This is a genomic window from Catonella massiliensis (genome assembly GCF_016651435.1).
In the GTDB taxonomy this organism is placed as follows: Bacteria; Bacillota; Clostridia; order Lachnospirales; family Lachnospiraceae; genus Catonella; species Catonella massiliensis.
Window position 1 is genome coordinate 525,328 of record NZ_JAEPRJ010000001.1, and the last position, 20,033, is coordinate 545,360.

Consider the following 20,033-nt stretch of genomic DNA (forward strand, 5'->3'; position numbering starts at 1 on the left):
AATGATAAGACTATATAAAAGGTTAGGAATTATTTGTTTATTTTTTGTAGTTTACTATGCTGTTTTTATACGGTTTGATTTGTATGATTTTTTTGGTGTTCGTGTAAAGTATTTTAACGAGATAGAGAATACTTTTATAGTGGATGAAAGTGGGAATAGAGTTACAAAATATAATCCTTACCCAACAATAAAATATATAAACTGCTTATCTGATGACAAAACATATAGTGTTATTTTTGGAGATTCAAAGATAGATAGGATTGATGTCAGAAATTTGGCTCGAATTGAAGGAAATAAAGATACAAAATGGCTAAATCTTTCTTACGGAGGGTGCCCGCCGGAAGAAAGTATATTAGAGTTTTATTATACTACTAAGAGGGTAAAACTGGACAAAGTTATTTTTGAGTTAGATAGTAAAGCTCTAAATACATATTATAATATGGACAGGCTGAGTAGAATCGTAGATTTAAGCGGATGGGAACTGTATAAAAGTTATATTTTTGATTATTATAATAATAGGATGGCTTTGGAATCAACTATAAATTATGTGAAAAAGAAGATAATTAGTGAAAATGGCATTAAAAATGAAAAAGAGCAACAAAATTTCTATAACGAAACTATCGAGGCAGATAGACAAGCTACTGATGTATATAAAATGAACAGTAAAGATGTAGATAGTTTAATAGAAATTGCAAAGTATTGTAAGGAAAATGGTATTAAACTAATCTTCTTCTCGCCTCCTATAAATGGCAGATTATACGATGAGGTGCCCAAGAATTTTGAAATATTAAAGCAGGCAGATGAATTAAAAAAGAAGCTGTCATATTATGCAACTGTTTATGATATGCAGTACATATCCGATTTGTCATATATGAAAGATGAATGGGAAGATGCATGGCATTATGGTGAAGGAATATGTAGAATCATAGAAAATAACTTAGCTGGAAAAAATCAAAAATATATGAGAATATATGAAAATGGAGGAATAGTCAAATGATATTTTTAAATCCGTTTTTTTGGATGGCTATGCTGGCAATATTACCGATATATTATAAAGTGAAATCTATAAATACTAAGAATGTGATATTAGTATTGTTTAGTATAATCTGGTATGTTAGATATGCTGAATGGAGTGCACTTTATTTACTTGCAACGATTGTGACTACTTGGATTTATGGATATTTATACGAGAAATATCAGGATTCAAAATCGGCACATGTATTTGCATGGTTTATTGGTATAGGAGTGAATTTGGGAATATTATTGGTGCTTAAATATAATGGACTAATATTAGCTAAAGGGCTAAATTTTTGGGTGCCGATGGGACTATCGTTCTATACATTTCAAGCATTGGGGTATTGTATAGATATTAGAAATGGAAACTGTGAAAGAGAAAAGAATATTTGGAATCATATACTATTTTTATGTTTTATACCTCAGATGGTAACGGGGCCAATTTCTAGGAAAAACCAACTGGGCGGAGAATTCTTAAAAGAAAAAAGCTTCGACTATGAAAGAGTGATTGCATCTCTATATAGGATGACCTGGGGATTTTTCAAGAAAATCGTTGTGGCTAACAACCTAGCAGTGCTTGTATCTGCAATTTATTCTGATTATGAAAATGTATCAGGAGCTTTACTTACTATAAATGCAATGCTTTTTGTTGTGCAGCTTTATTGTGACTTTGCAGGTTGTATGGACATAGCAATTGGTGCTGCAGGGCTTTTTGGAATTGAAGTAGTCGAGAATTTTAATAAACCATTTACAGCAAAAAATGTCTCTGAACTTTGGCGCAGATGGCATATAACCCTTGGTACATGGGTGAAAGACTATGTATTTTACCCTATTTTACTTTGGATGAATAGAAAGACATCTAAAAAATTTGTAGAAAAAATAGGTAAGAAAAGTTTTAAAAAGCTATCAACTTATATAGCTCTTGTGATTTTATGGAGTATAGTTGGACTTTGGCATGGTGCTGATTTGAAGTATTGGATAGGTAATGGTATGCTGTACGCATGTACCATCATACTGGGAGAGATACTTACACCTGTATTTATCAAAATAATTGCTATTCTTAAAATAAATACTGAGAGTAAACCTTACGAATATTTCCAGAGGACAAGGACTTTTCTTATATTCTGTATAGGAAATATGTTCTTAAACCTTGATTCAACCACTACGACAGTTAAAGTCCTTGGTAGAATGGTTACTAATTTTGCAACCAACATTAGCAATCATGCGTTTTTCTCAAGTTTGTTAGGTAATGAAAAACTGAAAGTATTGATTGGAATAATGTGTATGGTTGTTTTCTTGGTAATTTCTGCATTTGATGTTAAACTTGGAGAAAAACTAAGAAAGAGAAATATGGCAGTAAGATGGCTGAATTATGCGGTAGTAATAATTATTATTTTTGCAAGTTTCATTTTGCAAAATGGCGGATATGGCGACTCAATTAACTTTATATATATGCAATTTTAACTTAATGATTGAGTGTATTGAGGTTTGATAATTAAAACATTAAGGGGAAAAATATGAATGAGTTAATAAGTGTTATCATTCCGGTATATAATGTTGAGCAATATGTGGAGAGATGCTTGAACTCTGTTATAAATCAGTCTTATCTAAACCTTGAGATTATCCTTGTAGATGATGGTTCAACAGATAAGAGCGGAGAGATATGTGACAGATACGCTCTTAAAGATAGCAGGATCAAGGTTATTCATGAAGAGAACGCAGGACTTGGAGAAGCGAGAAACAGGGGATTGAGGATAGCTTCAGGAGATTATATCTGTTTTGTGGATAGTGACGACTGGATAGAAGAAGACTATTGCAAAGAATTAGTACAGGCTGCTGAAAGGACTAATTCTGACATTGCAATATGCGGATATAATGAGTGCCTTAAGGATGGTAAGACACCTAAAGTAAAGTATGATGACTGCTTTATCACTACAGGTAAAGAAATATTACATTATACAATGACAGCAAATAGTAAATATTGGTTCAACATTTCTGTTTGGAATAAATTGTATAAAAGAGAGATTATTTCTGAATTGTGGTTTAAGAGCAGAGTTTATGAAGATATAATGTACAATGCAGAGTCAATGTACAGGGCTAATAAAATAGCATATGTAAATAAGTGCCTGTATAATTACAGGATAAATAGAGAAGGGAGTATCATATCAAAGGGATTTCAAAGAAAAACTATAGAGTTTGAAATGAAATTCAAAGAAGAAAGAGTTGAGTTTTTTAAGAGAAATAATGAAATAAAGCTTGCGAGAGATGCAGAGGCAGTGGTTATACATGATAAGCTCCTATACTATGCATTTATGAGTTTATCAAAGGATAATTTTAGTGAATATATAAGAAAGTATAAAGTTGACTTAAGAAAGTGTGGATTCATAGCAGATACCAAAACTAATATTGCCTTACTGATATTTAAGTGTTTTCCACGGCTATGGATAAAAATTATTAAAAAGAAGTATAAATATTGAGAGGTATGAGGTATAATGGAAAAGTGTACTATTTTGGTAAATAGCTGTGATAAATACGAGGACACGTGGTATCCTCTATTTAAGATAATGAAGGCTGAGTGGAAGGATAGGAAGTGGCCTATTGTACTTAATACAGAGTCAAAAACCTTTGATTATGAAGATATGGGGATAAAGACATTTAGACTGTATCAGCATGGTGTTAAAGATAAATGGGGAAAGAGGCTTATTGAGACACTTAAAAGAATAGATACTGAGTATGTGTTAATGTATTTGGACGATTTTTTTCTAACCAGACCTGTGAATCAAAATATGTTAGATCAGTGCATAGAGTGGTTGGATAAAAATGATGATGTAGCTGTTTTTTGCTTTATGCCCGCATACGGTGAAAATATAAAAGATGGCAGGTTTGAAGGCTTTGAGAAGAGGCCTCAGGATGGAGATTATAGATTGAATTGTCAGGCTGCACTGTGGAGAAAAGAAATACTGCTTAAATACACCAGACCATGGGAAAATCCTTGGGACTGGGAGGTTATTGGCAATGCAAGAACAAGAAGATGTGAAAAAGCCTTTTATTCACTTATTGGTGGAGTTGAAGGTCCATTTGAATATTCGCTTAAAGACTGGTCAGGTATATACAGAGGAAAATGGGTGAGAAAAGTGGTAGAACCGTTGTTTCATAAACATAATATTGATATTGACTTAACTGTAAGAGGAGTTGAGGAAAACCCTTTTGCTGTTGATCTTACCCAAAGACCATTTTTGAAGAAAGTTAAGGAAAGGCTTATGTATATTGCGGCGAAATATTTCGGGATATAAAGGAGAAATGGCATGAGCTTAAAGGCTGATATAATAACAAAAATAGCAAAACATGAGAGAATAAGATTCCTAGCAAAGTTTTTGAAAAATTTTAATAATATGGAGTTTATTAAGGATGTAAATAATCTCTATAACAATAGGACGCTATATAAGATAGTGCAAAAGGGTGATAAGGAAAAAGGGAAAGTGCTTTACCTTATAAACGAAAAGTATGCATACTATGGGTTTTGTGCTATTTTAAGAGAAGTAATTGAGGGTTGCTTGGTAGCAGATGAATTGGGATTTTATCCTGTTGTCTCTATGTCTGAAGAGTCATTATATGCTGAGAAGAAAGGGTTTTTAGGAAAAGATAATCCTTGGGAGTGTTATTTTGAACAGCCGGTTGGAATTGATATGAATATATATAATCAGGGATTTCGGACAACTTCAATGAGTAGGGATGATTTAGCTATGTTGGCTGAACGCTACAAGAATGATGGCTATAGATTAAGTAAGGAGTATTTTGAAGATACAGGAAAAATTTGGAGGAAATATATTAGAGTACGAAAAGAACTTGAACTTGAATTACAAAGTAAAATAGATGAAATTTTTGGAAAAGATTCAAGAGTTCTAGGAGTGCAGGCAAGGGGAACAGATTTTAATAGAGGATATTATAACCATCCTAAGCCTATTTTGCCGGAAGACTATTTTAAACAAATTGACAAGATTATTGATAAATATGATTATATATTTTTGGCAACTGAAGATAATAATAATTTGGAAAGATTCATTGACAAATATGGTGATAAGTTAGTATATCACACAGATATAGAGAGGTCATCTACAATAGATAATCCTGCTTTAGGAAAGAGTGATACATTTAAGACGAGAGAAAATCCTAAATATTGCTTAGCTAAAGATGTTATGTTGGATATGATGTCTTTGTCGGAATGTAAAGGGATTATTACAGGTATGTCTCAAGTATCAATTTGTGCAAGAATATGGAAGCTTGCTCGAAATGAGCAGTTTGTTGACGATATTATCATGGATAATGGGATATTTTCAGACAAAAAAAATAGTGTAAGTATTGAGGAACTGATAAAGATTGATGGCGTAAAGTTTAATGGATGGTGATAAATGTTTGAACATATATATATATATTATATTGTATTGTAATGTAAAGTTTATATAACATAGGTTGGGAGTGAAAACATGAAAAAAGCACTTATTACAGGCGTTACAGGGCAGGATGGTTCATACTTGGCTGAGCTTTTATTAGAAAAAGAGTACGAAGTTCATGGCATAGTGAGAAGAGCTTCTACCGAGAAAAAGGAAAGGATAGACCATCTTGAGGGCAATCCTAATTTTCATTTACACTATGGAGACTTAACTGATTCTTTGAGTTTGGTTAAAATCATTTCTAAGGTTGAACCTGATGAAATATATAACCTTGCGGCGCAGAGCCATGTAGCTGTTTCGTTTGAGGTGCCGGAGTACACTGCGGATGCTACGGGTACAGGAGTTATAAGGCTGCTTGAAGCTATAAGAACCTGCAGACTTGAAAAGAAGTGTAGATTCTATCAGGCATCAACCTCAGAACTATTTGGAAAGGTACAGGAGATACCACAAAGTGAGACAACACCTTTTTATCCTTATTCTCCTTATGCGGCTGCAAAGCAGTATGCCTACTGGGTAGTAAGGAATTATAGAGAAGGCTATGGTATGTTTGCTACCAATGGTATACTTTTCAACCATGAGTCTGAAAGAAGAGGTGAGACCTTTGTCACCAGAAAGATTACTTTGGCAGCAGCAAAGATAGCAGCTGGTGTACAGGATAAACTATATCTGGGTAATCTCGATGCGCTCAGAGACTGGGGATATGCAAAGGACTATGTTGAGTGCATGTGGCTTATGCTACAGCATAATGAGCCTGATGACTTTGTAGTGGCAACAGGAGAACAGTATTCAGTAAGGGATTTCTGTACCAGAGCATTTAAGAGGGCAGGGATTGAACTTAGATGGGAAGGTGAGGGAGTAGAGGAGAAGGGTATTGATGTGAGTACAGGTAAGATAGTTGTAGAAGTGTCTCCTGAATTCTTCAGGCCTACAGATGTAGTGACTCTCTTAGGCAATCCTGCTAAGGCTAAAGAAAAGTTAGGCTGGAATCCTAGGAAAACGAGTTTTGATGAGCTTGTAAACATTATGGTAGATAGTGATATTAAACTGGTTGAAAAGACAAAATAAGTTATTATCAAAAAGGAGATATTATGGTAGTTGAGAAGACTAATCTTAAAGGTGTGCTGCTTATTAAGCCTGATATTTTTGAGGATTTTAGAGGAAACTATACTGAGGTGTATAATGAAAAATTATACGCTGAGATGGGTATAACAGATAAGTTTATTCAGGATGATTTATCTACTACATATAAGGGTGTGCTTAGAGGTATGCATGGTGATCCTAAGACAGCAAAGCTGGTTCAGTGTGCTTATGGAAGGATATATCAGGTTGTACTTAACAATGATAAAAACTCAGATGAATATGGTAAGTGGCAGGCATTCATACTTACTTCTGAGAACAGACATCAGGTGTACATTCCTCCAATGTTTGGCAATGGATTTTATGTACTTAGTGATGTTGCAGTTTATAATTATAAACAGACAACCGTATACGGAGATGCAAAACAGTTCACTGTTAAGTGGAATGATCCGGAATTTGGCATAGTGTGGCCTGATAATAACCCAATATTATCTGCAAGGGATAGATAGGAGAGAAAAATGAAAGAGATAATAAAAGACGGTAAAGTAGTTGCCAGACACATTCTTGAAAGCGATATAAAGGAAGGGCTAAATTTCTATTCAAATGATGACGAGTTCATTCAGGTAGGAGCTTGGAACTATGATAACGGCAAAAGATTACTTGGACATATTCATAATGAGGTGGATAGAAATGTCAATAGAACCTGTGAAGTCCTGTATGTTATTAAGGGAAGTTTAGAAGCTAGAATATATGATTTGTCGGAAAACCTTCTAGAAACTTTTGTAGTTGGACAGGGCGAGATTTTAGTGCTCCTTGAATGTGGGCATGGTTATACAATACTCTCAGATGATACAAAGGTAATTGAAATTAAAAACGGCCCTTATTTGGGAGCAGATGTTGATAGAAGAAGGATAGAAAATTAAGGAGAAAAACAATGGACTTTATCATTCAGATGGAACCATCTTACGATCATAATGAAAAAAATGCTTTGAATGAGTATATGGAATCAGGCGGCTGGTTGATGGAATTTAAGAAGACTAGAGAGCTTGAAAGCATGATAGCGGACTACACAGGAGCTAAGTATTGTTCCATTATGCCTAATGGAACTGTCAGCCTGTCAGTTGCACTTATAGCTTGCGGCATAGGTGTTGGTGACGAAGTTATAGTACCTGATTATACCATGGTAGCTACTCCTAATGCGGTAGAACTTATTGGTGCAAAGGCAGTATTTGTAGACATTGATAGGGATACTCTATGCATGGACTATGATGCTATGGTAAATGCAGTTACAGAGAAGACTAAGGCTGTATTTTTTGTTTCTATCAATGGAAGATGCCCTAAGGACATTGACAAGTATGTCGAGTTTTGTAAGTCCCGTGGAATCCACTTTTTAGAAGATGCAGCGCAGTCTCTAGGAAGCTTTTGCAATGGCAAACATCTTGGTAGATTTGGCGAGATAGGCAGCTTTTCTTTCAGTGTACCTAAGATAATAACTACAGGGCAGGGAGGAGCTCTTATCACAGATGATGAAGAGCTTTATAATAAAATAGTGAAAATAAGGGACTTCGGCAGGGACAAAGGCGGAAGTGACCATTACTTAACTAAGGGTTGGAATTTTAAGTTTACAGATGTTCAGGCGGTCATTGGAATTGAGCAGATGAAAAAGCTCCACTCTAGAGTTATGCGTAAAAAAGAGATGGGTAAACTCTATGAAAAACTGTTATCAGGTATTACAGGAGTGGAATTAATACCAACTGATTTGGAAGAGACATCACCTTGGTTTTATGACATTTTGGCAGATGATAGAGAAAAGCTGCTTGAATTCTTAAAGGATAATGGTATAGGGTCAAGAATCTTTTATCCACCACTTCATGCAGAACCAGCTTATGGATATGAAGGGCATTATCCTATTACAGAAGAAATTTCTAAAAAAGGTTTATGGCTGCCGTCTGCAATAACATTAACTGACGAACAAATAACATATGTTTGTGGTAAGATAAGAGAGTACTATAATTAGTTCGTAAACTTGTATTAGGAGAGCAATATGAATGGATATTTGGATACGGCAGGAATAGAGAGATTAGGGCTAAAGAGTGTGGGAGAAAATGTTCTTATAAGTGAAAAAGCCTGCATTTATATGCCTGAAAAAATCTCAATCGGAAGTAATGTTAGAATAGATGATTTTTGTATTTTAGTTGGTGATATTACACTTGGAAACTATATACACATATCTCCTTTTGCCAGTATCCATGGTACAGGAGGAGGAAGTGTAACTATGAAGGACTTCACAGGGCTTGGAAGTTACGCAACCATATATGCAGGAAGTGATGATTTCAATGGCGGTACATTGACGAATCCTACAGTACCTAAGGAATATTGTAAGATAATCTCTGGAAATGTGGTAATGGAAAAACATTGCCTCGTTGGCATAAAAAGTGTTTTATTACCTAAGGCGTATATGTATGAAGGTTCTGTACTAGGAGCAATGAGTCTCTTGAATAAAAAGGCGAAACCATGGTCAGTTTATTTTGGAAGTCCGGCACGAAGGATTGATGAAAGAAATCGTAAGACTTTAGAATACGAAGAGCTCTTTTTAAAGAGTAAAATTTCTAATATGGGGGTAAAGATTGAAAATAGTAATTTTACCACCTGATTTAAGATGGAATGAAGAAAGAAGATATCCTGATAAATGGATTAGCTTAAAAGATATTGAAACTGTACTTAATGGACGAAATGACGGCTCCATAATTAAACTAATTTCCGATGAAAATGATTTGCTAAATGCTGATTGGATCATATTTATTGGATGGTATGCTTGGTCATATAAATGGTATGGTTTAGTATTAAAAAATAAACTGATTAATAAATCAGTATATTGGATGCTTGAACCTGAGGTAGTAAACCCACAACATAATAAAGAAGGTGTTGAGAGAATTTTAAGAAGATTTAAATATATAATGACTTGGAATAAAAATCTTGTTGACGATAACAGAGTATTTTGGTTGAATATTCCGTATAACTGGAAAATTGATGTTGATTCCAATGTGTTTTATAATACTGCAGATAAGCATAAATTATTAACTAATATTACAGCTAATAAAACATCACTTGTTGAGGGAGAACTGTATACAGAGAGGGAGAAAATAATTAAATGGTTTGAGAATAATCATCCGGATAAATTTATGTTTTATGGAAATGGGTGGGAAAAAAATAAATATATAACATATGGCGGAACCTGTGGAAATAAGAAGGATGTTTATCAAGAATTTAAATTTGCGCTGTGTATTGAAAATGCCTCAGTGGTAGATTGCTTATCTGAAAAAATAATGGATTGTCTCACTTCGGGAGTTGTACCGATATATAAGGGTGCCCCTAATATAACAGATTATATTCCGCAATCGTGTTTTATTAACTACAATAAGTTTAATAGTTATGATGATTTATATGCTTATCTTGAGAATATGCCTAATACAATGTATAAGGAGTATATTAACAATATAAAACAGTTTATACTAAATACTGAGGAGATTGAAATTTTTAGTCCCTCAAAATGGATAGAGTGTTTTGATTACTTGAGTGCTAAAAATGAAAATTCTGAAGTATTCGAAATAAAGCCTAAAGGTATAGTAGAATTTATGATTGAATACTTTATATTCGATATAAAATATTTACTATACAAGTTATTTAAGTGATTTTTTAAAATTACATTATTGTTTTATAGGAGAGTAAGCGTTGAAAATATTACTTTTATCTGGTGGTTCAGGACAGAGGCTATGGCCTCTGTCAAATGACTTTTGCTCAAAGCAGTATATTAAGGTGCTTTCTGGAGAAGATGGTAGACAGTCTATGTTGCAGAGAGTGTTTTCCCAGCTTAAATCTGTCGGGAAATCAGATGATGCAGTAATTATAGCAAGTGAGGCGCAGAAGGACATTATTTACAGTCAGCTTGGAAGCAAGACAAAGATTGCTGTAGAACCATCTAGGAAAGACACATTCCCTGCCATTCTACTAGGTTGTTCCTGGCTATATGAACAGGGCTCTAATGAGGATGAAGTAGTAATTGTAATGCCTGTAGATCCTTATGTTGAAAGGGATTATTTTGAGAACTTCGAATTGCTTGCAAAAAAACTAAACGAAAGTGGAAGTGATATCGCTTTGATGGGAGCAATCCCGACCTATCCATCCGAAAAATATGGATACATAATTCCAGGAGACCAGAAAGATGGTTATTTTGATATAAAAGGCTTTAAGGAAAAGCCACAACTAGAGGAAGCTAAAAAGTTACTAGCACAGAAGGCTTTATGGAATTGCGGAGTGTTTTGCTTTAAGCTTGGACTGATTAAGGCGTACTGCTTAAAATATGGTATAAATTTCTCCTATTCTGATGTAAAAGCAAGCTATGAGAAATTACCTAAAATCAGCTTTGACTATGAGGTACTTGAAAAAAGTGGCAGTAAAATAGCTATAGAGTATAGTGGCATATGGAAAGACATAGGAACTTGGAATACACTCACTGAAGAAATGGATGTAGATAGCATAGGCGACGTATACATTGATGATACTTCAAGTGCTACACATGTAGTTAATACTTTGGATATTCCACTAATTGTCATGGGAGCAGATAATCTGATAGTGTCAGCAACCTATGATGGAATTCTTGTAGCCGATAAAGAAAGAAGTTCATACCTAAAGGACAGTTTGAATAGAATAAAGATATCCCCTAGGTACGAGGAAAGAATATGGGGCACAATCAAAACTATAGATAGGTCAGAAGAAGGTGGAAGAGGAGTATGCACAAATAAGGTGAAGGTGTCATCAGGTAAGCATACCTCGTATCATAGGCATACTGAACATGATGAGATTATAACAGTACTTTCAGGTGAGGGGTTACTTGTAACTGAAGACTGTATCTTGAAACTCACCCCTGGAGTTTCGGTTACACTTGAAGCCGGAAGGTTTCACGCAATAAAGGGAAGTAAAGAACTTGTGTATATCGAGGTTCTTCTAGGCAATTTGGAAAGAGATGATGTTGAAAGAGCCTTATTTAATTGGGAAGATATTATGCAGAATTATTTTGATGTAAACAAGAAATTATCATAAGAGCTTGAATGGAGTGAATATGTTTTCTGTATTAGGAAAATTTAACAAACTGTTAAATGCTAAGCAAAAAAGCCGCTTAGCAGTACTAGGATTAGTAACTGTAATAGGCGCATTTTTAGAGGTAATCGGAGTTTCGCTCATGTTACCTCTTATTACTGCTATAATGCAACCTGATATAATAACCAGCAACAAGTATATTGCATATATATGCAATATTTTAGATTTACATTCACATAGGACATTCGTGATTGTTTGCATAATTGTGGTTATTTGTGTGTTTATCTTTAAGGATTTCTTCTTAATGATGCAGTACTATATTCAGGCTAGATTTGTATGTAACAATCAATTCGCTATGCAGCAGAAAATGTTGAGTGGTTTTCTTAACCGTCCTTATGAATTTTTTCTAAGTGCTGAATCAGGAGAAATCCTTAGAGTCATACAATCAGATGTTGTTGCAACCTATGCACTATTGACCACAGTACTTGGGATGTTTACCGAGGCAGTAGTAGCAGTGGCTATATCTATAACTATTTTTATAATTGATCCGCTTATGACTACATTTGTAATAGTAATGATGTCTGTTGTTGTGATTGCCATAGCAAAGCTAGTAAAACCCGTGCTTAAAAAGAAGGGAGAAGAACAGTTAATTAATAATTCTCTTATGTATAAGTGGTTAATACAAGGCATAACGGGAATAAAAGAAATTAAGGTTGGTGGAAAAGAAGATTTCTTTAGGGTTAATTTTGAAATAAGCGGTAAAAAATATATAAGTGCAGAAAAATGGAGAACTGTGTTTTCCAATATTCCGAGACTTATGATAGAAATGGTTTCTGTATGCTCAACTTTAGCATTTATAGCATTTATGATATATAAGGGAAGAGAAATAGAAACTTTGGTTCCTACACTAGGGGCCTTTGCGATGGCAGCTATGAAGCTTATGCCAAGTGCAAATAGGATAGTTGCAGGCATCAATCAGGTGGTATTTCAGTTGCCTTCATTGAACAAGTTACTAGAAGATATTGAGATGTTTGAAGAGGATGAGAAAAAATATTCATCTTATAGAAAAAATAATTCAAATAAGACTGTAAAAGTCTTGACTTTTAATGATAAAATAGAACTGAAAGATATAGTATATCACTACCAGAATTCAGATAAACTAATCTTAGATAAGGCTAATATGATAATCCCGGTAGGTAAATCAATTGGTATAGTGGGGGCATCAGGATCTGGTAAAACCACAGCAGTTGATATATTGCTAGGGCTTTTGCTTGCCAATGAAGGCGAAGTACTTGCAGATGGCGTCAATGTAATGGAGCATTATTCAGAGTGGCTATCTAACATAGGCTATATCCCACAAAGTATATTTATGTTAGATGACGATATTAAAAGTAATGTGGCTTTTGGTGTAAAAAAAGAAGAACAGGATGAAGAGAGGGTTTGGGAGGCTCTTAGAGAGGCTCAGCTTGAAGACTTTGTTAGAGGGCTAAAAGATGGAATTCATACCCAGATTGGTGAAAGGGGAATGCGCCTATCCGGTGGACAGAAACAAAGAATTGGTATAGCAAGGGCATTGTACTCAAACCCAGCAGTTCTTGTATTTGATGAGGCAACTTCTGCACTTGATAGTGAAACGGAAGCTGCTGTTATGTCATCCATTAACGGCTTACATGGTAAGAAAACAATGATAATTATTGCACATAGACTACAGACAATAAAAGAGTGTGATATGGTTTACAGGGTTGGAGATGGAAAGATAGTTGAAGAGAATTTATGAGACAAAAATGATGGAGTGAAACCTAGCAACCGTGATAGGAGATAAGATGGAAAACAAACTGATACTTTACCATAGTAGCCAGCAAATAGTAGAATTTCCAGAGATTAGACTACAAAGGTACAATAAAGACTTCTATTTTGGATTTTATTGTACCAATATTGAAAGTCAGGCTATAAGGTGGGCTACAAGATTTGATGGAAAAGGATTTATAAGTGAATATGACTATGTCCCTAATAATGAGTTAAATATTAAGCAATTCACCGATATGAGTGAAGAGTGGCTTGATTTTATAGTAGATTGCAGACTGGGAAAACCTCATAATTTTGACATTGTGGAAGGACCTATGGCAAATGATACGATATTTAACTATGTTCAGGATTTTGCTGATAAAAAGATAAGCAGAGAGGCGTTTTGGACTCTAGCGAAACTTAATAGACCAACTCATCAGATTAGTTTTCATTCCGCACGAGCACTTGCTACATTGACCTTTATAAGTGGAAGAGAAGTAACTAATGAAGAATAATATCAATAAAAATTACACACAATACTTGTACATTACCACCAAGAAACAGGAGGAATCAAAATGACAACATACTACACTACAACCCACCTAAAGCTTACTGTAGCGGATGGTATCTACACCATAAGCTTTTCAGACTATGCCATCACAAAGCTTGGCAATATTATGTTTCTTAATCTCCCTGAAGAAGGGGATGAGGTTCAGTCAGGTGATGCTGTGGGAGACGTAGAAAGCATTAAAACTGTAACTGATATAATCTGTCCGATATCAGGAGAGGTTGTAGAAGTAAATGAAGAAGTAGCAGATCATCCTGAAAAGATAACCCTTAAGCGTGAGGAAGCTTGGTTGTTTAAGGTAAAGGTAGAAGAAGAACCGGAAGATTTAATGACAGAAGAAGAGTATTTAGAATATGTAAAGGGATTATAAAATGTATAAAATTGCTATCATAGGTGGAGGACCTGCAGGCTATAGTGCTGCTTTTGAAGCTGTCAGATATGGTTTTAGCGTATTGCTGTTTGAGATGGATATGCTTGGTGGGACCTGTCTAAATAGAGGCTGTGTACCGACAAAGTATCTTTCTCATGTAGCAGAACTTTACAGCAATATAAATGAATCAAAGCGCTATGGGATTGGCGTAGAGCCTACAGGCTTAGACTATGAAAAAACTGTGGATGAATCTGAAAATATAGTATCAAAGCTAAGAGAGGACCTCACAAATAATCTCTTACAAAGTAAGATAACCATTGTAAAAGGAAAGGCTAAGCTTCTTGATGAGACTCATATTAGCTGTAATGGCGAAGTGTTTGAAGCAGAACATATAATTATTGCAACTGGCTCAAAGAATACGGACAAGCCCTTTGTTCACTGTATAAATACAGATGAACTCCTTAGCCTCAAGCATTTGCCTGATAAGCTTATAATCCTTGGAGGTGGAGTATCTGCAGTAGAATTTGCTGATATTTTTAGTAGCTTAGGCACACAGGTGGATATATACATAAGGGGGAAGCGTATTCTTCGCAAGTGGAGCAAGGAGATAGCAACCTCAGTCAGCAGTGTATTAAAGAAAAATGGAGTTAAGATACATACAGAGGCTGATTTTGCTGACATTGACCTGACCTCAGCTACCGTTTTATCAGTGCTTGGAAGAAAGCCTAATCTAGAAGGCGTAGATGAAGGCCTTGTAAGCATAGCCGATGATGGGGGAATAGTAGTTGATGAATACTACAGAACCAAAACTAAAAATATATTTGCTGTAGGTGATGTTATCTGGCATAGCTCACAGCTAGCCCATGTTGCTATGGAAGAAGCAAAGCAGGTGGTAAGGTTTATAGCAGGAGAAACTACCAAAAAAAGTGCAGTGGTTCAGTGTATATATACTATGCCTGAAGTAGCTGTAGTTGGTCTGTCTGAAAGTGAAGCAAAGGAAGCGGGGATAGATTACATAAGTTCAAAGCAGACGATGTATTCCAATGCCAGGACTGTCATAGGTTCAACAGACAGGGGATTTATCAAGATAATAGCTGATAAAAATACTGAGAAGATAATAGGTGCAGAGCTTATGTGCGAAAGAGCAAGTGATATGGTTGGAGAATTAGCTCTGGCGATAAACAATGGTATTACAGTGTCTGAACTTGAAGGCTCTACAAGAGCTCATCCTACCTTTTATGAGGCAGTAACAGAAGCTTTGGCTAAACTAATAAGAAACTAGAGGTAAACAAGGTGTATAAGTATATTTGTTCAGAAAATACAAGTCCGTATTATAATCTGGCACTTGAAAGAAGCTTATTTGATTTTGTGGATGAGGATACGGTAATTCTATATCTTTGGCAGAACTCCCACACCATAGTCATTGGGAAGAATCAGAATGCTTATGCCGAGTGTAAGGTTGATGAGTTTATCAAGGATGGAGGTACTCTTGCAAGGAGACCATCAGGCGGAGGTGCGGTTTATCACGACTTGGGCAACTTAAATTTTTCAATCATTTGTAAAGAGAGTATAGCTAAAGAACATACTTATCAGAGGATTGTTAAGGAGGCACTTGGTTATTTTGGCATAGTTTCAGAGTTTAACGGAAGAAATGACCTGACAGTAGATGATAAAAAGTTCAGTGGCAATGCTTTTTATGTAAAAGATGATGTACTGTGTCAGCATGGAACTATTTTGATAAATTCAGATTTTAAGGAATTGTCAAAATACCTGACTCCTGATATAAGCAAGCTTGAGAGAAACCATGTAAAAAGTGTGGAATCAAGAGTAGTCAATCTTTCCGAAATCTCAGATAAAATAACGGTAGAGAGCATGAAGGAAGCTATGATAAAGGCTACAAATGCGGTTAGTATAGATGAAATTCCGGAAGGAAGTAAAGTGGAAGAATATAAGAAGATTTTTGAAAATGATGAGTGGATTTTGGAAGGAAAGGGGCTGTAATGAGGATACTTGCTTTATCGGGATTTGTTCCTGAGCATATATGCGATGTTGTTAGATTTACAGGTTTTGATGGTGAGTATAATATTGCTCAGTACTGTGGTTATGCTGCTGATTACATATCGCAGGTAATAAAAGACGACAGTATCGATGGAGCAGTATTTCCCAAAAGTTGTGATAGCAGCAGAATAATAGGCTCATACCTAAGTGAAACTAATAAATTTATCTATCAGATTAATATTCCTGCCAGACAGGATGATTTAGCCATACGGTACTTTGCTGAAATATTGAAAAGTTATACTAAAGCTCTTAAAGAGCATTACAAGGTTAGCTTAACTACAGATAGTATAGAGAGGCGTATAGAGCTTATCAATAAGCGAAATGTTTGGATTAAAGTGGCTTATGATAAGCTTGACAGGATTTCTTATCACGAGTATTTGAGTAAGATACATCAATTACTTTCAGAGCCACTTGAAAAACAGGCAGAAGATATAGAGTTTACTGAGAGGGAATCTACAGACAAAAAGGTATATGTTGTTGGTTCATTTCTTGCTAATGAAAAGATAGCAGAAACTATTGAAAGACTTGGGATGAAAGTAGTTGGAGACAATCTTCCTGAATCAGGCAGACTTGCGTCTATGAAGCCTGTCTGTCCTAATGGTGATGATATATATAACTGTATAGCGGACAGTATATTAAAGAACAGGCTCTCCCCTACTCAGGATAATTTTTCTGCAATACTTGAAAATGACTTTAGCGAGATGGAGAATAAGGGAGTAAAGGGGATAATCTACATATCACAAAAGTATTGTGAACCCTATGATTACTTGTTTTCAGTGTATAAAAAGATGGCTGATGAAAGAGGTATAAATATTGTTAGAATAAGCCTTGCTGACTCTAAAGACAGTGGGAAGTCGGAATTAGAGCTTGAGGCATTTTCAGATTTGTTATAGATTGGAGAGTGTATGGAACAGTCAATAGCGGCACTCCAGGCAGGATTGCTTAGAGATTATTATAAATGGTTTTCAAAGTACGCCAAAGGTAAAAAACCGGATAAAAAGGTTGCTTGGGTAACTTCATTTGCACCTGTTGAAATTCTTGAGGCGCTAGATATTTATTACTATTATCCTGAAAGCTATGCGGCGGTTATAGCAGCAAGTGGAAAAGAACAGCCTCTGCTTGAAGAAAGTGAAAATGAAGGGCTTTCAAGAGATTGTTGTTCTTATTCGTGTTGCATAGAGGGCTGCCTCGTTACGGAAAAGGGACCAAGAGGAGTCCCGCCAACTCCTGATATACTCATAGCAACCAACAATCAGTGTAATACCCTGCCAAATTGGTGGAATATACTGGCAAAGAGATTTAATGTTCCGCTTGTTGTCATTGATTATCCAGGTGAGACCTGTGATAAAGAGACCGCCTGCACTTATGTGGCCAAACAGCACAAAGAGCTTATTGGGGTACTGGAAGACCTAAGTGGTAATAAGCTTGATATGGATATTTTATTAAAACTAATAGATAATAGCGTAAGATGTACTGAGGTGTGGAAAGAGATAATAAAGGTTAGGATGGAGAAAAATCTTCCTATAACCACGCTTTTTGATGATATTTCATTTCTTATCACTTCACGCTGCAAGCCTGAGACTGAGGAACTGTACAGGGTATTGCTGGAAGACTTAAAAAGTGAAGAGAGCCAGCCTGAGGATAACAAAATCAAGGCATTTTGGACAGGGTATCCGCTTTGGTATCATCCAAACAGATACTTTGATGAGGCACTGGATAACATTAGAATAACCGGCTCCAACTATATTACTTGGTGGATTCTTGAATATTCAGGTGACAATGCCTTTGAAAAACTCTTTAACGCATATAATTATACATTTTTGAACTTAAGCCAGAAGACTAGAAATTCAAGGCTTAAGTCTCTTATAGAGGAGTCGGGTGCAGTATGCACCATCACCTTACACAATAAAAGCTGTAAGTGTGACTATATTTCAGCCAGAAATATAGAAGTTCCACAGGCAGAGATAGAGATGGATATGGTGGATAGGGAGTTTTTAAGGATTGATGGGGCAGAGCTTAGGATAGATATATTAAGGGAAAATTTATGCATAAAATAGGTATAGATATAGGTTCTACATATACTAAGTACTGTATTATGAATGAGAAAAATGATATAACTAAGCTTTTTTCTGAAAAAACGCCTATAAGACAAAAAGAATACTTTGAGGCAAAGTTAGATGAGCTTACAGAAAGCTATCCATCATCCAATATAGTCTCCTGCGGATATGGAAAGAAAAATATACAGGCGCTTAAGAACATAAATGAACTTACAGCGCTGGCTCTTGGAGGGCATTTCCTTGTCCCTGACTCTGATATTATCCTTGATATAGGTGGTCAGGATACCAAGATAATAAGGCAGGAAAACGGAAGACTAAAAGAGTTCTTTATCAATGGTAAATGTGCTGCAGGAAGTGGAATGTTTTTGGCAAATGTGCTTAGAATGCTGGAAAAGGACTTTTCGGAAATAGACCTTACCGGAATAGACACAACCCCTCTTAAACTCTCATCTGTATGTGCTGTATTTGCTAGTAGTGAGATAGTAACACTTCTAGCAGATAATGTGGATGAAGATGACATTGTTAGGGGAGTAATATGGCATATCCTTATTCAGGCAAAGTTACTTCTAAAAAAGGTTAAACGAAGCAAAATTTTACTCTCCGGTGGCTTCACAAAGATTCCGGGATTTAGTAACTACGCAGAAAACGCCCTAGAATGTGACTGTGTTGTCGCACCTAATTGTTCCTATCTTTCAGCAATTGGCTGTGCCTTGATGGAAAGGTAAGTGACAAAAGCTTAATATGGAAAATAAATAACTTTTCAGGGAAAGGACTTGGTTATGAACGATTATGCTATATTAACAAGCGAAGGCGAATATACTATATTTGAATTTAACAAAGATAGAATTAAATTTGCAACATCAGATAGACTTAAGAGATATACTAAAATTATGGAATGGGATCATGGTTACATCGTGGTTAATGCAGAATATAAAGGGGTTGGTGAAGTAGAGGAATATATTGACTTGGTACCTATATTGGAAAATCTATACTATGATGTAGACAAGTTTTTAGAGCCTATAAAGGAGGTTAGAATTGAATATGCATCTTGATATTAAAGGAATAGCAGATAAAGCAGACTTGATAGTTAATGGATATGCCTATACTAAAGATAAGGGCTATATTCGTGTAATAAACTTAAATAATTTAAGCCATGCTGCGGTAATCTATAACGACAAAATTGTTGAGACAAATATGGATGACATTGAAAGCCAAATTGTGCTTGATTATTATTTTCAGGATAAAGAATTTATTGAGGAAAAAGCATATGCCTAAATACTATGAGTTTAAAATTTGTGGCTACTATCTATATTATACTGCACACTGCGTAATCGAGGCTATGCATGTGCATGCTAGCGATAGGAAGTTAACAAGAACAGGGTCTGCGAAGTTTTTTGTAAAAAATAATGGAGATACAACTGTAGAGAACAGGGGGCATCTAACTGAAATAGAAATTAGAGAAATCAGATTGTTTATCAAACACCACTATAAGGAAATGTACCTCAAGTGGAGAGAAATGTCTGATACTGGTTTTTACGGTGAGAAAGGAGAATGAT

The 20,033-nt window shown here is 35.4% G+C and carries 23 protein-coding genes; all 23 read left to right on the forward strand.

The window, feature by feature from the left end; genetic code table 11:
• Nucleotide 1: 1 nt before the first annotated feature.
• Nucleotides 2–997: a hypothetical protein gene (locus JJN12_RS02265; RefSeq protein ID WP_208428172.1), complete on the forward strand. Its 996-nt coding sequence runs from the start codon at nt 2–4 to the stop codon at nt 995–997.
• Complete coding sequence (locus JJN12_RS02270; protein ID WP_208428173.1) at nt 994–2,478, forward strand: MBOAT family O-acyltransferase; 1,485 nt, start codon at nt 994–996, stop codon at nt 2,476–2,478. The genes JJN12_RS02265 and JJN12_RS02270 overlap by 4 nt, the downstream gene beginning before the upstream one ends.
• A 53-nt stretch (nt 2,479–2,531) precedes the next feature.
• Complete coding sequence (locus JJN12_RS02275) at nt 2,532–3,491, forward strand: glycosyltransferase family 2 protein (protein WP_208428174.1); 960 nt, start codon at nt 2,532–2,534, stop codon at nt 3,489–3,491.
• A 15-nt stretch (nt 3,492–3,506) separates the two neighbouring features.
• Nucleotides 3,507–4,307: a hypothetical protein gene (locus JJN12_RS02280; RefSeq protein ID WP_208428175.1), complete on the forward strand. Its 801-nt coding sequence runs from the start codon at nt 3,507–3,509 to the stop codon at nt 4,305–4,307.
• 12 nt (nt 4,308–4,319) lie between these two features.
• On the forward strand, nt 4,320–5,420 hold the full coding sequence (locus JJN12_RS02285; protein WP_208428176.1) for a hypothetical protein: 1,101 nt from the start codon (nt 4,320–4,322) through the stop codon (nt 5,418–5,420).
• Nucleotides 5,421–5,498: 78 nt separating this feature from the next.
• Nucleotides 5,499–6,530, forward strand: coding sequence for a GDP-mannose 4,6-dehydratase (gene gmd / locus JJN12_RS02290; RefSeq protein WP_208428177.1), 1,032 nt, complete (start codon nt 5,499–5,501; stop codon nt 6,528–6,530).
• A 23-nt stretch (nt 6,531–6,553) separates the two neighbouring features.
• Nucleotides 6,554–7,051, forward strand: coding sequence for a dTDP-4-dehydrorhamnose 3,5-epimerase (gene rfbC, locus JJN12_RS02295; RefSeq protein WP_208428178.1), 498 nt, complete (start codon nt 6,554–6,556; stop codon nt 7,049–7,051).
• Between the two features lie 9 nt (nt 7,052–7,060).
• Nucleotides 7,061–7,465 carry a cupin domain-containing protein gene (locus tag JJN12_RS02300; RefSeq protein ID WP_208428179.1) on the forward strand — a complete coding sequence of 135 codons (405 nt, stop codon included), beginning with the start codon at nt 7,061–7,063 and terminating at the stop codon, nt 7,463–7,465.
• Between the two features lie 11 nt (nt 7,466–7,476).
• On the forward strand, nt 7,477–8,559 hold the full coding sequence (locus JJN12_RS02305; protein ID WP_208428180.1) for a DegT/DnrJ/EryC1/StrS family aminotransferase: 1,083 nt from the start codon (nt 7,477–7,479) through the stop codon (nt 8,557–8,559).
• 27 nt (nt 8,560–8,586) lie between these two features.
• Nucleotides 8,587–9,195, forward strand: a complete 609-nt coding sequence (locus JJN12_RS02310) for an acyltransferase (RefSeq protein WP_208428181.1) — start codon at nt 8,587–8,589, stop codon at nt 9,193–9,195.
• Nucleotides 9,170–10,234, forward strand: a complete 1,065-nt coding sequence (locus tag JJN12_RS02315; RefSeq protein ID WP_208428182.1) for a glycosyltransferase family 10 domain-containing protein — start codon at nt 9,170–9,172, stop codon at nt 10,232–10,234. The genes JJN12_RS02310 and JJN12_RS02315 overlap by 26 nt, the downstream gene beginning before the upstream one ends.
• A gap of 40 nt (nt 10,235–10,274) precedes the next feature.
• Nucleotides 10,275–11,642 (forward strand): sugar phosphate nucleotidyltransferase, encoded by a 1,368-nt coding sequence (locus JJN12_RS02320; RefSeq protein ID WP_208428183.1) that lies wholly within the window; start codon nt 10,275–10,277, stop codon nt 11,640–11,642.
• Between the two features lie 19 nt (nt 11,643–11,661).
• The gene (locus tag JJN12_RS02325) at nt 11,662–13,416 is read left to right on the forward strand and encodes an ABC transporter ATP-binding protein (RefSeq protein ID WP_208428184.1); all 1,755 of its coding nucleotides are present in this window, start codon (nt 11,662–11,664) and stop codon (nt 13,414–13,416) included.
• Nucleotides 13,417–13,474: 58 nt separating this feature from the next.
• Nucleotides 13,475–13,939 carry a DUF3990 domain-containing protein gene (locus JJN12_RS02330; RefSeq protein WP_208430289.1) on the forward strand — a complete coding sequence of 155 codons (465 nt, stop codon included), beginning with the start codon at nt 13,475–13,477 and terminating at the stop codon, nt 13,937–13,939.
• A 60-nt stretch (nt 13,940–13,999) separates the two neighbouring features.
• On the forward strand, nt 14,000–14,362 hold the full coding sequence (locus tag JJN12_RS02335; protein WP_208428185.1) for a glycine cleavage system protein H: 363 nt from the start codon (nt 14,000–14,002) through the stop codon (nt 14,360–14,362).
• 1 nt (nt 14,363) lies between these two features.
• Nucleotides 14,364–15,644: a dihydrolipoyl dehydrogenase family protein gene (locus tag JJN12_RS02340; protein WP_208428186.1), complete on the forward strand. Its 1,281-nt coding sequence runs from the start codon at nt 14,364–14,366 to the stop codon at nt 15,642–15,644.
• Between the two features lie 11 nt (nt 15,645–15,655).
• Complete coding sequence (locus JJN12_RS02345) at nt 15,656–16,363, forward strand: lipoate--protein ligase family protein (protein ID WP_208428187.1); 708 nt, start codon at nt 15,656–15,658, stop codon at nt 16,361–16,363.
• On the forward strand, nt 16,363–17,313 hold the full coding sequence (locus tag JJN12_RS02350) for a 2-hydroxyacyl-CoA dehydratase family protein (RefSeq protein WP_208428188.1): 951 nt from the start codon (nt 16,363–16,365) through the stop codon (nt 17,311–17,313). The genes JJN12_RS02345 and JJN12_RS02350 overlap by 1 nt, the downstream gene beginning before the upstream one ends.
• Nucleotides 17,314–17,325: 12 nt before the next feature.
• A complete protein-coding gene (locus JJN12_RS02355) occupies nt 17,326–18,477 on the forward strand; it encodes a 2-hydroxyacyl-CoA dehydratase family protein (RefSeq protein WP_208428189.1) in 1,152 nt (383 codons plus the stop codon).
• The gene (locus tag JJN12_RS02360; RefSeq protein WP_208428190.1) at nt 18,465–19,202 is read left to right on the forward strand and encodes an acyl-CoA dehydratase activase; all 738 of its coding nucleotides are present in this window, start codon (nt 18,465–18,467) and stop codon (nt 19,200–19,202) included. Before JJN12_RS02355 ends, JJN12_RS02360 begins: the two co-directional genes overlap by 13 nt.
• Before the next feature lie 54 nt (nt 19,203–19,256).
• Nucleotides 19,257–19,529, forward strand: coding sequence for a DUF7724 family protein (locus JJN12_RS02365; protein WP_208428191.1), 273 nt, complete (start codon nt 19,257–19,259; stop codon nt 19,527–19,529).
• Complete coding sequence (locus tag JJN12_RS02370; RefSeq protein ID WP_208428192.1) at nt 19,519–19,752, forward strand: DUF7723 family protein; 234 nt, start codon at nt 19,519–19,521, stop codon at nt 19,750–19,752. The genes JJN12_RS02365 and JJN12_RS02370 overlap by 11 nt, the downstream gene beginning before the upstream one ends.
• Nucleotides 19,745–20,032 (forward strand): DUF4160 domain-containing protein, encoded by a 288-nt coding sequence (locus tag JJN12_RS02375; protein ID WP_208428193.1) that lies wholly within the window; start codon nt 19,745–19,747, stop codon nt 20,030–20,032. Before JJN12_RS02370 ends, JJN12_RS02375 begins: the two co-directional genes overlap by 8 nt.
• The last annotated feature ends 1 nt before the right edge of the window (nt 20,033 follow it).

Excerpts from the sequence above, each read along its gene's own strand:
- JJN12_RS02265 (WP_208428172.1), top strand. The coding sequence starts at position 2 with ATGATAAGACTATATAAAAGGTTAGGAATTATTTGTTTATTTTTTGTA.
- JJN12_RS02270 (WP_208428173.1), top strand. The coding sequence starts at position 994 with ATGATATTTTTAAATCCGTTTTTTTGGATGGCTATGCTGGCAATATTA.
- JJN12_RS02275 (WP_208428174.1), top strand. The coding sequence starts at position 2,532 with ATGAATGAGTTAATAAGTGTTATCATTCCGGTATATAATGTTGAGCAA.
- JJN12_RS02280 (WP_208428175.1), top strand. The coding sequence starts at position 3,507 with ATGGAAAAGTGTACTATTTTGGTAAATAGCTGTGATAAATACGAGGAC.
- JJN12_RS02285 (WP_208428176.1), top strand. The coding sequence starts at position 4,320 with ATGAGCTTAAAGGCTGATATAATAACAAAAATAGCAAAACATGAGAGA.
- gmd (WP_208428177.1), top strand. The coding sequence starts at position 5,499 with ATGAAAAAAGCACTTATTACAGGCGTTACAGGGCAGGATGGTTCATAC.
- rfbC (WP_208428178.1), top strand. The coding sequence starts at position 6,554 with ATGGTAGTTGAGAAGACTAATCTTAAAGGTGTGCTGCTTATTAAGCCT.
- JJN12_RS02300 (WP_208428179.1), top strand. The coding sequence starts at position 7,061 with ATGAAAGAGATAATAAAAGACGGTAAAGTAGTTGCCAGACACATTCTT.
- JJN12_RS02305 (WP_208428180.1), top strand. The coding sequence starts at position 7,477 with ATGGACTTTATCATTCAGATGGAACCATCTTACGATCATAATGAAAAA.
- JJN12_RS02310 (WP_208428181.1), top strand. The coding sequence starts at position 8,587 with ATGAATGGATATTTGGATACGGCAGGAATAGAGAGATTAGGGCTAAAG.
- JJN12_RS02325 (WP_208428184.1), top strand. The coding sequence starts at position 11,662 with ATGTTTTCTGTATTAGGAAAATTTAACAAACTGTTAAATGCTAAGCAA.
- JJN12_RS02335 (WP_208428185.1), top strand. The coding sequence starts at position 14,000 with ATGACAACATACTACACTACAACCCACCTAAAGCTTACTGTAGCGGAT.
- JJN12_RS02340 (WP_208428186.1), top strand. The coding sequence starts at position 14,364 with ATGTATAAAATTGCTATCATAGGTGGAGGACCTGCAGGCTATAGTGCT.
- JJN12_RS02350 (WP_208428188.1), top strand. The coding sequence starts at position 16,363 with ATGAGGATACTTGCTTTATCGGGATTTGTTCCTGAGCATATATGCGAT.
- JJN12_RS02355 (WP_208428189.1), top strand. The coding sequence starts at position 17,326 with ATGGAACAGTCAATAGCGGCACTCCAGGCAGGATTGCTTAGAGATTAT.
- JJN12_RS02360 (WP_208428190.1), top strand. The coding sequence starts at position 18,465 with ATGCATAAAATAGGTATAGATATAGGTTCTACATATACTAAGTACTGT.
- JJN12_RS02365 (WP_208428191.1), top strand. The coding sequence starts at position 19,257 with ATGAACGATTATGCTATATTAACAAGCGAAGGCGAATATACTATATTT.
- JJN12_RS02370 (WP_208428192.1), top strand. The coding sequence starts at position 19,519 with ATGCATCTTGATATTAAAGGAATAGCAGATAAAGCAGACTTGATAGTT.
- JJN12_RS02375 (WP_208428193.1), top strand. The coding sequence starts at position 19,745 with ATGCCTAAATACTATGAGTTTAAAATTTGTGGCTACTATCTATATTAT.